The sequence below is a fragment of the Georgenia thermotolerans genome, from assembly GCF_009193185.1.
GTDB classification, from domain to species: Bacteria; Actinomycetota; Actinomycetes; order Actinomycetales; family Actinomycetaceae; genus Georgenia; species Georgenia thermotolerans.
The window spans coordinates 96,263-107,834 of the sequence record NZ_VUKF01000003.1 but is presented as its reverse complement, the minus strand read 5'-3'; the positions used below and the strand labels follow the sequence as shown (position 1 = coordinate 107,834).

8 protein-coding genes are annotated in these 11,572 nt (G+C 72.0%); 1 reads left to right on the top strand and 7 read right to left on the bottom strand.

The features are described 5' to 3' along the window. Positions 1–59 precede the first annotated feature (59 nt). Entirely contained in the window at positions 60–476 is a 417-nt protein-coding gene (locus tag GD970_RS02335; RefSeq protein WP_152200296.1) for a TIGR03618 family F420-dependent PPOX class oxidoreductase, read from the bottom strand. Between the two features lie 63 nt (positions 477–539). Then, positions 540–2,966 (bottom strand): transglycosylase domain-containing protein, encoded by a 2,427-nt coding sequence (locus GD970_RS02330; protein WP_170297173.1) that lies wholly within the window; start codon positions 2,964–2,966, stop codon positions 540–542. A gap of 190 nt (positions 2,967–3,156) precedes the next feature. Here GD970_RS02330 and GD970_RS02325 point away from each other — a divergent pair, with 190 nt between their 5' ends. Beyond that, a complete protein-coding gene (locus GD970_RS02325; RefSeq protein WP_152200292.1) occupies positions 3,157–3,729 on the top strand; it encodes a TetR/AcrR family transcriptional regulator in 573 nt (190 codons plus the stop codon). 264 nt (positions 3,730–3,993) lie between these two features. Here GD970_RS02325 and GD970_RS02320 read toward each other — a convergent pair whose 3' ends face one another. From GD970_RS02320 to GD970_RS02300, 5 genes are all read right to left on the bottom strand, one after another. Continuing rightward, positions 3,994–5,862, bottom strand: coding sequence for an NHL domain-containing thioredoxin family protein (locus GD970_RS02320; RefSeq protein ID WP_152200290.1), 1,869 nt, complete (start codon positions 5,860–5,862; stop codon positions 3,994–3,996). Positions 5,863–6,030: 168 nt separating this feature from the next. Next, positions 6,031–6,300, bottom strand: coding sequence for a hypothetical protein (locus GD970_RS02315; protein WP_152200287.1), 270 nt, complete (start codon positions 6,298–6,300; stop codon positions 6,031–6,033). A 467-nt stretch (positions 6,301–6,767) separates the two neighbouring features. Then, a complete protein-coding gene (locus GD970_RS02310; RefSeq protein WP_152200429.1) occupies positions 6,768–7,700 on the bottom strand; it encodes an AraC-like ligand-binding domain-containing protein in 933 nt (310 codons plus the stop codon). Between the two features lie 322 nt (positions 7,701–8,022). Continuing rightward, a complete protein-coding gene (locus GD970_RS02305; RefSeq protein ID WP_152200285.1) occupies positions 8,023–9,495 on the bottom strand; it encodes an APC family permease in 1,473 nt (490 codons plus the stop codon). A 2-nt stretch (positions 9,496–9,497) separates the two neighbouring features. After that, positions 9,498–11,567 (bottom strand): primary-amine oxidase, encoded by a 2,070-nt coding sequence (locus GD970_RS02300; RefSeq protein ID WP_152200283.1) that lies wholly within the window; start codon positions 11,565–11,567, stop codon positions 9,498–9,500. Positions 11,568–11,572: the final 5 nt, after the last annotated feature.

The following is an 11,572-nucleotide window of genomic DNA, read 5'->3' as shown; positions in this document are numbered from 1 at the left end:
TCCTCCTGCGGCGCACCGCCCGCAGGGCGGCCGGACGTGCGCCGCCCGCAGGCCGGGCGCTACCAGGGGCCCACGCCGCCGACCCGGGTGACCTCCACGTGCACGACGACGCCGGGCGGCGGGTCCGGCATCGGCGGGAACTGGGCGCCCGGGCCGATGTAGGTCTGGGCCAGGCGGTGGAGCAGCTCCGGGGCGCCGCCCTCGGTGATGTGCGCTCGGCCGTGGACCACGAGGTACTCACGCAGCCCGATGGCGTTGGTGACGGTGCTCTCGAACGAGAGGACCACCCGCGGGTCGCGGCGGATGTTGGCCAGCTTGCGCAGGCCGGTGGGCAGGTGGGCGGTGACGAGGTCGTCGCCGTCCAGGCCCACCCACACGGCGGTGACCTGCGGAGAGCCGTCCGGGTCGAGCGTGACGAGGTGGCCCAGCGGGCCGGAGGCGATCAGCGCCCGGGCCGCATCGTTGAGCCGTGCCATGGCTCACTGTCCCACCGCGCCGGTCGGTGGTCGAGGGTATGCGGCGCGCTGACTCGCGCGCGGTTACGCGGAGTTCGGTTGCGCCGCCGGCGCTGCCTCCGCGGGCGGCTTGTCCTTCGCCGGCTTGTCCTTCGCCGGCTTCGCCTCCGCGGGCGGCTCCGGCGAGGGCTCCGGCTCGGGGGCCGGACCCGAGCTCGGCACCAGCGTGACGCTCGAGCCGGGGCGCACCCGCACCCCCGGGCCCGGGTTCGTCTGGGCCACCGTGCCGGCCGGCGAGCCGGAGGTCACCGGGTCGGCGACGGTGACGTCGAAGCCGCGGTCGCGCAGGATGGCCCGCGCCTCGTCCACCGAGCGGCCCACGACGCCGGGCAGCGCCACCCGGTCGCCGTAGAGCTGGCGCGAGCCCGGCTGCGCGAAGCTCTGCACCGGCACCCCCTCCAGGGCCCGGGTCATGTACCGCTGCCAGGCCTGGGCGGGGTAGGAGCCGCCGAAGACCCACCTGTTGTACCGGCCGTTGATGGTCGTGTACATCATCGACTTGTCGCCCTGGGAGTGGCCCATCCACACGGCCCCGGACAGCTGCGGCGTGTAGCCGACGAACCAGGCGTGGGTCTCGTCGTTGGCCGTGCCGGTCTTGCCGGCGGCCGGGCGGCCGGGCAGCACGGCGTTCTTGCCCGTGCCGCCGCGGGTAACCACCTGCTGCAGCGCGTAGTTCACGCCGTTGACGACGTCGGGCTCGAGCACCTTGGTGCAGCTCGACGGCGGCACGGGCACCTCGTTGCCGGCCCGGTCGGTGACCTTCGTGACGGCCACCGGGGTGCAGTACGTGCCGCCCGCGGCGAGCGTGGCGAAGGCGTTCGCCTGGTCCAGCGGGGTGACGGTGTTGGTGCCCAGCACCGCCGCGGGGTTGGGCGTCAGCGGCTCGCCGTTGCCCTGCTTGAGGCCCATGCTCGCGGCATTGCCCACGATGTCGCACATGTCCATCTGGTTGGCCATGTCGAGGAACGTGAGGTTGATGGACTGGCGCGTCGCGTCCAGCACCGTCATCTTCGAGGAGGTCGGGATGCCCTCGAGGTTGCTGGCGGTGTTGTAGTCGGCCTTGTACTCCGGGGCGCAGGAGATGTTCCACGACGCGCGGGGGAAGATCTTGTTCTTCGCGTTGACGAGGTCGCCCAGGGAGTGCCCGGTCTCGAGCCACTCGATGAGGGTGAACACCTTGAAGCTCGACCCGGACTGGAACCCCTGCCCGCCGCCGTGCGAGGTGCCGACGTTGAGGTTGAGCTTCATGGCGGACGGGTCGGTCTCGCTGGCCTCGCCGTAGTTGGTGTTCTGCACCATCGCGACGATCTTGCCGGTGCCGGGCTCCACCGAGGACATCGCCATCTTGATGCCGGACGGGTCGTTGACCGGGACGGAGGCCACCACGGAGTCGTAGGCGGCCTGCTGCCGGGCGAGGTCCAGGGTGGTGTGGATGGTCAGGCCGCCACGCATGAGCATCTGGGACCGCTCGGCCCGGTCCTTGCCCCAGCCCTCGTTGTTCATCAGGTCCTTCACGACGTACTCGCAGAAGTACGCCGCGATGCCGGCGGCGTTGCACCCGTTGGGCGTGTTCTGCACGTCGAGCATGTCCGGGACCGGGACGGCCACCGCCTCCTCGTACTCCTGCTCGGTGATGTACCGCTCGCGGAGCATGTCGCCGAGCACCTCGTTGCGGCGCTTCTCGGCGCTGTCCGGGTGGGCCACGGGGTCCCAGCGAGCCGGGGACTGGGTGATGCCCGCCAGCAGCGCGGCCTGGCCGATCCCCAGGTCCGCCGCCGAGGTGTTGAAGTAGTGCCGCGAGGCGGCCTCGACTCCCCACACCGACGGGCCGAACTGGGCGATGTTGAGGTAGCCCTCGAGGATGTCGTCCTTGCTGACCTGCTCCTCGAGCCCGACGGCGAGGCGCGCCTCGCGCAGCTTGCGGCCCAGGGACGTCTCGGTCGCGGTCTTGATCGCGTCCTCGTCGCCGCTGACCCGGCCGGCCTCGATGAGCACGTTCTTGACGTACTGCTGCGTGAGCGTGGACGCCCCCTCGAGCTGGCCACCGGCGACGTTGTTCGCCGCCGCGCGGAGCATCCCTTCGGGGTCGATGCCCTTGTGCGTGTAAAAGCGGCGGTCCTCGACCGCCACCACCGCGTGCTGCACGTGCTCGGAGATCTGGTCCAGCCCGACGACGATGCGGTTCTCCAGGTAGAACGTCGCGATCGGCGAGCCGTCGGCGGCGAGCATGACGCTCTGCTGGGACGGCTGCGGGATGGCGAGCTCGCCGGGGAGGTCCTCGAACAGGTCGGTCGACGCGGTGGCCACGGTGCCGGCAGCGCCGACGGCCGGCATGACGAGACCGGCGACGAGCACGCCGCCCGTCCCGGCGGCCAGCACGAAGGCGAGCATGAGGGCCACGAGCTGCCGGGGCCGCACGGCGCGCGCGGACGACGGCGGGAGGGCTGACATAGCACGTAGACTACGGCCCCGCACGGTCGGAAAATAGATTTCGGACATATTGGGTCTCCTTGGCACCGCCGTCGACGGGTTCCCGAACCGCCTCCGAGGCGTCCCCGAGCGGGTCACGCACGTGGCAGGCTCCTGCCAAAATCGGGCAAACCCATTGCCTTTCACAAAATGAACCCCATTATTAGGTTGCGTGCAGACCCATACCCGCCCTCGCGACCCGCGATCCCAGCGGACGGTCTCGTCGCTCCAGCGCGCGCTGGCCTCCCTGGCACGCACGACGTCGCCCGCACACATCGACGTCACGTCGCTGTGCCGCGCCGCCGGCGTCCACCGGACGACGTTCTACAAGCACTTCGACACCGTCTCCGGCCTGGCCCTGTCCCTCCTGACGGACCTCCTCGAGCGGGTCGACCCGGCGTCGCCGCCGGACCTCGGCTACGCCGCCTGGCTCAAGGCGATGCTGGGACGGGTCGCCGAGAACCGGCAGACCTACCGGTACCTCCTCACCGCGAGCGGCGACCCAGCCCTCATGCGGACGGTGTGTGACCTCCTCGCGGTGCGCGCGCAGGAGGCGGTCACGGCCGCGACGGCGGACGGCCACGTGCCCGGGATGGACGAGCGCACCCTCGGGCTCGCCCTCGGGTTCGGCTCCTACGGCCTCATCGAGGCGGTCATCGCGGACGAGACCCTCGACATCGCCGGCTCGGTCGATGCCCTGCTCGCCAACTTCCCCGCGCCGCTGGGCGCGGTGCTCGTGGCCTGACCCCTCCCGTCCCGCGAGACGTCAAGTAGTGCGCGAGACGTCAAGTCCTGCCTGAACCCGCCCGGGCCGTCTGACGCGACCGGGCCGTCCTGACGCGACCGGGCCGTCGCACGTGGGAGCGGTGTGGACCTCACCCGGGCGGCCGTGCGTCGGTTATGCACCGATTGTGGACAAGGCTGTGGGGAATCTCTCCGCGCGCCCGGGCCCGCTCGGTCCGGCGGGGCCCCTCGGGGCGGGGCCCGTCCGGCGGTGCCAGTGCCGGTCTCAGCCGTGCAGCGGCAGCACCAGCTCGGTCGGCCCGCCCTCGACCACCCGCACCGGGATGCCCCAGTCCTGCGCGGCCAGGTGGCAGGCGGGGAACTCCACGGCCGGGTCGGCGTCGCAGGAGGCCGCCTTGGCGGTGACGGACAGGACGGTCTCCGTGCCGTCCTCGGCGGGGTCGGCGGCCAGGGTGACGACGCGTTCGAGGTCGGTGCCCGAGCCGGCGCCGTCGAGCAGCACGCCCGGCCGGGAGGCGGCGACGTCGAGCTGGGTGGACGGGCCGAACCGGTCGTCGAGCTTCTGCCCGGAGGCGGGGGTGAACACGACGCGTAGCGTGAAGCTGGGTGCGACCTCGGTGACGGGCCGGCGGGTGCGGTGCGCGTCGCCGTCGTGCCGGCGGCCCGCCTGGCCGAGGGGCAGCCGGGTGAGGCGGTGGGCGGCGGACTCGACGACGAGCAGGTGGGTGCCCTCGTCGACGACGAGGAGCCCCGACGGCTCGGCGAGCCCGGTGGCCAGGGTGGAGACCTCGCCGGTCGCGGGGTCGTAGACCCGCACGGCACCGTTGTAGGTGTCGGCGACGGCGACCGTGCCGTCGGGCAGGGCGCAGACGCCGAGCGGGTGCTGCAGCAGCGCCTCGGAGCCAGGGCCGTCGCGGTGGCCGAACTCGAACAGGCCCTGACCCACGGCGGTGCGCACGGTGCCGTCGAACCGGCCGACGAGGTCGACCCGGCGCAGCGCGGAGGTCTCCGCGTCGGCCAGCCACAGGCCGGCGTCGTCGGCGCTCAGGCCGGAGGGCTGGGCGAACCAGGCCGGGCGCAGCTCGCCGTCGACCAGGCCCTCGTGCATGGTGCCGGCCAGGTGCCGCAGCGCGCGCTCGACCGGGTCGAAGGACCAGAGGGTGTGGTTGCCGGCCATGGCCACGACGAAGGCGGCGGCGCTGGGCGACCAGGCGATGTCCCAGGGTGAGCTCAGGCGCAGGGCGAGGGGCTCGGTGCCGGTGCCGTTGTCCGGGCCGCCGACCATGTGCTGCTCGCCGGTGCCCGCCACGGTGGTGACGTGCCCGTCGGCCAGCCGCACCCCGCGCAGGAGGTGGTTGACGGTGTCGGCGACGACGACGTCGTAGCCGAGGGTGGCGCGCAGCTCCTCGGGGACCAGCGCCAGGCCGTTGGGCTCGCTGAAGCGGGCGACGTCGGGGGCGCCGTCGGCCCGGCCGCGCTCGCCGGTGCCGATGGTGCGCACGAGCGTCTCGCCGTCGGCGGCGAGCTCGGTGAGGCGGTGGTGGCCGGCGTCGGCCACGAGCAGGTTGCCGTCGGGCAGCTCGACGACCTTGGCCGGGAAGCGCAAGGTGGTGGCGGCCCGCTCGGGCGGGACGTAGGGGCCGTCGCCGCGGTGCAGCGTGCCGGCGGCGTCGTGCTGGGCGATGAGCTCCTCGACGAGGATCTCGAGGTTCTTGGCGTGCCCCTCCCCCGCCATGGTGGCGACGACGTAGCCCTCGGGGTCGATGACGACGAGGGTGGGCCAGGCGCGGGCGGTGTAGGCGGACCAAGTGACCAGCTGCGGGTCGTCGAGGACGGGGTGGGCCACCCCGTAGCGCTGGACCGCCGCGGCGAGGGCGTCGGGGTCGGCCTCGTGGACGAACTTGGGCGAGTGGACGCCGACGATGACGACCTCGTCGCGGTGGCGCTCCTCGAGCTCACGCAGCTCGTCGAGGACGTGGAGGCAGTTGATGCAGCAGAACGTCCAGAAGTCGAGGATGACGATCTTGCCGCGCAGGTCCGCCAGCGTGACGTCCTTGCCGCCGGTGTTGAGCCAGCCGCGGCCGGTGAGCTCCGAGGCGCGCACGCGGGGGGCGCGGGTGGGGTTCGTCGTCATGCTTCGAGCCTGGCAGCCGCCGCCGACACCGGCACGCGGCTTCTCAGATGGCGGGTGGACGGCGCGCCGGTTCTCAGCATGCGGACCAGATCGCCCGGCACAGGCGGATGGGGGCGAGAAAGGGGCCGTCGGCGGGTCGTCCCCGCCGCCGGCCCCTTGGGCTTGGTCCTACTGCTGCTCGGCGCTCGCCTGGCGCAGCTGCCACACCTGGGCGGCCAGCGCCTCGAGGAGCGCGGCGGCCTGCTGGACGTCCAGGCCGTCGATCGTCCGGGCCTCGAGGTGGAGGCGCGGCCCGCAGCCGTCGTCGACGATGACGGTGCGCAGCTCGGACGGCCCGAAGGTGGCGGTGTGGATCGGCGAACGGAGAATGTGCGAGCGGTCCGCCGGGTCCGTGATCTGCTGCGGATCGGCCCACGCGGGCACGGTCATGGTGGTCACGGTGATGGTCCTTCTGTAGCGCGAGTGTCCTGTCGGGGCCGTCGCGGCGCGCGATGGTGTGCCGCCGCTTCAGCCCGTACGAAGCAACCTACCGAGCGGGGACGCACCCTCGCGACACACGTAGATTTGTAGCGGATCGCGCCCGTAAATGCTCCCAGGCATCGCCCAAGGTCGACGGCCGGACGGATTGCTCTGCATACCCGGTAGCGTGAGGGGAATCACATCCGCGCGAGGAACCTCGGCATCCAGCCAGTTCCCAGGCACGCGCCCCGCCCGAGGACGACGGCCTCTGCCGTCCCGAATTCCCCCACGGAGGCACCGGTCAACGACGGGCAAGACTCTCTTCCGAGGTCGGTCCGCGACGTGCACCGCACCGTCGCCGAGGCGTGGTTCCGTGGGCGGCGGGAGCACGCGAGGGACGACCGGTGAACGCGTCCCGGTGCCTGACAGGGCGATGACCCAGGGGTTCAGCGGGTAGGTGCGCCGGCCTCCTGGTGCAGGATGCGGTCGCGGTAGGTGCTGGGCGACTCACCGAACTCGGCCTTGAAGACCCGGCTGACGTGCGCGGCGTCCGTCAGGCCCCACCGGGCGGCGATGGCCGAGACCGACCGCTGCGCCTGGAGGGGGTCGCCGAGGTCGCGGCGGATGTGCTCCAGCCGCCGGGAGCGGATCCACGCGGCGACCGTCTCCCGCTCCCCGGAGAACAGGGCGTGCAGGCGCCGGGTGGAGATGTAGTGGGCGCTGGCGATGCTCGCCGGGGACAGCGTCGGATCGTCGAGGTGGGCGCGGATGTAGGTGCGGACCTGCCGCAGCAGCGCCTGGTTGGGGTCCTGCCCGTCGCCGTCGACCCGGCGGAGCTCGGTGGACAGCAGCGTGACGAGCAGGTCGAGGGTGGAGTGGATGAGCCGGACGCCGTCCACGCCCCGCAGCTGGTCGAGGTTGCGGCCGAGCTGGGCGAAGAAGGGGTTGATCACCCGGCCCAGCCCGGTGTCCTGCGGGAAGCACAGCGCCGTGACGCGACCGACCTCCTCCGGCGTCAGCTCCACCAGCTCGTGCGGGAACATCAGCACCATGGCGCGGCTGTTGGTGGGCAGGTGCAGGGTGTACGGCCGGTGGGTGTCGTAGATCGCGAGGTCGCCCGGTGACAGGTCCGCCCGCCGGCCGTCCTGCTCGAGGACGGCGGGGCCCTCGAGCTGGAGGCTGAGCTTGTAGTACCGGCCCGGCACCTGGTTGATGAGCCGCGGGGTGCGGCGCACGACGTGCGGGGTGGCGGTGATCTCGAAGACGGTGACGTCCTCGACCGTGCTGTGGGAGAGATGACCGCGGAAGTCGACGCCGCCGAGCTCGTCGATCTGCAGAGGCACGAAGCTGCGGTCGATCAGCGCCCGCCACTCCGCCAGGCCGACGAAGCCGTCATGGCCGGCGGGGGCGGCGGCCGGGGGCGCGGCGGCGGCGGCGGTGAACACGGGGCCGGGCAACGTGGCGGTCACGCGTCCCCCTTCCTCGGAGGCCTGCGACTGTGCCAGCGATCATATACGACGCCGGTGCTCGCCGGGCGCGTATCGCCACCGGGTTCCCGGGAGGGCACCACGCCAGCACTTCCCGGGGCGGATGAGACCGATGCGCCGCTGCCGGTGGAGGGACGCGCGAGGGCCGGGCCGCGTCGGCCCGCTCGGACGTCAGCGGGCGCCGCCCCCGTGGGTGGGGCGGCGCCCGCGGCGATCACTCGAACGTCATCGCGTCGTAGACGGCGGGCCGGTTGCGGCGCAGGTACTCGCCCCACACCAGGCCGGCGAGGCCCGCGCCGAGGATGATCGCGGGCATGATCACGACGAGGGGGGTGATGCCCTCGACGCCGATCATGACGTCGAAGTTGACGAGGATGAGCACGAACACCGTGCCGAGCCCGACGGCGGCGAGCGCGGGCGCGACGACCCGGACGAACGCGGAGTGGCCGAGCGGGTCCTTGCGGAAGAAGCCGATGACGGCGACCGAGGTGACGGCCATGAGGAACACCAGTCCGAACGCCGCGGCGTTGCACAGCCAGGTGAACATGGTGACCACCGGGAACAGCGGGCCGAGCTCCGAGCCGGCCCCCACGACGGCGAAGACGACGATGAGCACGATGGCCAGCGCCGACTGGGACAGCGAGCCGGCCACGGGGGCGCTGTTGCGCCGGCCCACGATCCCGAACATGCGTGGGAGCACCCCGGAGCGGCCGAGCGAGTAGAAGTAGCGGGCCGCGGCGTTGTGGAACGCGATGAGGGCGGCCAGCAGGCTGGTGATGAACAGCACGTTGGCGATGTCGGCGACCAGCACGTCGCCCTGCTCGGTGAGGAACACGAACACGAGGTCGGGGCCGAGCTCGGTGGAGGCGGCGATCGTGTTCGAGGGGCCCACCCCCACCTGCAGCGCCCAGGCCGAGAAGGCGTAGAACACGGAGATGAGGCTGACGGCGATGAAGGTGGCGCGGGAGACCGTCCGGCGCGGGTCCTTGACCTCCTCGCTGTAGATCGCCCCCGACTCGAACCCCATGAACGCGGCGATACCGAAGGCCAGGATCGCGCCGACGCCGTTGGCGAAGAAGTTCGTCGGCTCGAACGCGGCGACGCTCGGACCCTCGGGGGCGACGGCGAAGGAGATGACGTCCACGGCGATGACGACGGCGAACTCCAGGGCCACCACGACCGCGACGACCTTGGCCGACAGGTCGATCTTGTTGATCCCGAGGAGGCCGACGATGACGAAGCCGACGAGCGCCGCCGCCCACCACGGCACGTCGAGGCCCGTCTTGGCGGAGACGAACGAGGCCGCCGCGAAGCCGAAGATGCCGTACAGGCCGATCTGCATGGCGTTGTAGCTGACCAGGGCCAGCAGCGAGGCGCCGATGCCCTGCCGGATGCCGAGCCCGGCCGCGACGTAGGCGTAGAAGGCGCCGGCGTTCTGGATACGGGTGCTCATCGCGCCGTAGCCCAGAGCGAAGAGGACGAGGATGACGCCCAGCGCGATGTAGCCGGCCGGGACCCCGAGGAGGCCGGTGACGGCGTAGCTCGTGGGCACGCCGCCGGCCAGCACCGTCAACGGGGCCGACGCGGCGATGATGAGGAAGACGAGGGTGGGGACGGTGAGCGTCCGCCGCGACAGGTCCTCGGACCGGTCCGTCGGCGGCGCACTCAGCCGGGTTTCCGTTGCCATGGTCACGCTCCGCAAGAACAGGCGTGGGCGCCGTCGCCGCACGCGCAGGAGGGGTGGGAGTGCCCGGCGGGGTGGCCGCCGTCGGCGAGGTCGACGTCGGTGCCGCAGCACCTGCCGCCGTACTTGCTCCAGTCCGGCAGGTCGAGTGCCGGGTTGGAGTCGAGGAAGCCGTAGGGCTTGAGCCAGAACCCGGTGTAGTCCACCGGCATGACGGGCCAGTCCTCGGGCCGGGGGATGTGGGTGAGCCCGAAGGTGTGCCACAGGACGAGGTCGGTCTGCTCCAGGGGACGGTCCGCCTTGACCCATCCGGCGATGCCGTCGCCGGCGTGCTGGTTGGGGTAGTCCCCGGCGGGGAAGCGCTCGGCCGGGTCGTAGGCGGTGACCCAGGTGTGATGCGTGGCGAACTGGGCGCGCTCCCAGGCGGAGGAGCCGGGCTGGGCGAGCAGCCGGGGACTGGGCTCGGCCTGGAGCACGTAGGCGGTGGGCTGCCCGACGTGGTTGAGCCGGTCGCGGTTGAGGATGAACCAGCGCCGCCCGGTCTCGCTGTTGGCGTCCCGAACCGCCTCGGACTCGCGCCGCAGGGGGGTGCGGGCGTAGGTGAACGCGTTGCCGTAGGGGTTCTCCGGCCCCGTGGGGATCTGGACGACGTTCTCCTCCTCCACCGAGTTCGCCAGGCCGTCGACGGCCATGTCCAGCCGGGCGCAGAAGATGTGCTGGTGGACCGGGGCGATGATGCCCGGGGCGATCTCGGGGGCGTGCGGGCTGGAGGTGCCCGGTTCGGAGGCGCCGACGAAGACGATGCCGGTGGCCTTGGCCTCGACCTCGATCGAGCCGTCGAGGTAGAAGTACCAGAAGAACCCGTAGTCGTAGTTGCCGATGGTGGCGAAGTAGGAGATCACCAGGCGGCGGGAGCGGCGCACCTGCGGGGCCTCCCCCATCTCGGTGTGCTTCCAGAGGATCCCGTAGTCCTCCTCGTGCATGCACACCGCGTGCGGGATCGTGGCCGGGTTGCCGTGGTCGTCGGCGACGACGGCGTCGAAGTACTTGATGACGCCGAGGCAGTCGCACCCGAGCGTGAGGGAGTTGGCGTTCTTGCCGAGGTGGTACTCGCCGGCGTCGAAGTAGCTGATCCAGAACCGGGTGTTGGTGGTCTCGCCGTAGGGCACGACCATCTCGGGCACGGAGGCGCGGTAGATGACCGGGCGGTGCTCGTCGCCGTCGCGGAAGCTGATCTCGTGCAGGACCAGGCCCTCCTGCATGGTGAACCCGATGCGCAGGCGCCAGTTCTCCCACTCCACGAGGTTGCCGTCCACGCGGAAGGAGGGGCCCTCGGGCTGGACGATGTCGATCGGCTTGAGGGTCGTGCGCGGCTCGCCGACGTGCTCGGGGGTGTAGTGCCAGTCGTCCATCGGGACGGGCACGTCGCCCTCGTCCTCGAGCCGGACCACCGTGCCGGCGGTGAGGTCGACGTGCGCGATGAGGCCCTCGACCGGGTGCGCCCAGGGGTTGTCGCCGGCGAAGCGGCGGTGGAAGGTCAGCGAGCGGATGATCCGGCGGCCTGTCTCCTCCTCGCGCGGGAAGTAGCCCGGGGCCAGCGGCGAGACGAAGGTGTGGGTCCAGTCGGTGATGCCGCGGCGCCGCATCGCGGCCTGCCAGCGCGGGTCCGCCTTGACGATCTCCGCGGCCCGCTCGTACTCCTCGAAGAGGTACTGCGGCTGGCCGTGGGGGTGCTCCCGGTTGGGGAGCTCGCGGGTGGCTGTCACCTTGCCCGCGGTCACCGAGACGGTGACCTCCCGCGCGTCGGCGGTGTCGATGTCGAGCAGCGTGATGAGCAGGCTGCGGTCGAAGTCGTCGTCGCCCGGGGTGTGGTCGAGCACGACCTGCTTGGGCGGCTCGACGGGCAGCAGGCGGGGGAAGCGGGTGCTGGGGGTGACCAGGCCGGCGTCGACGAGGATCTGCCGCGCGGCGCTGATCTCCTCGGTGGTGAGCATGTCCAGCGGGTGGGTCACGCCGAAGGACGAGGGCGGGTTGACGACGGACGGCGAGTCGAGGGCAGTCAACGACTTCTCCATTGCTA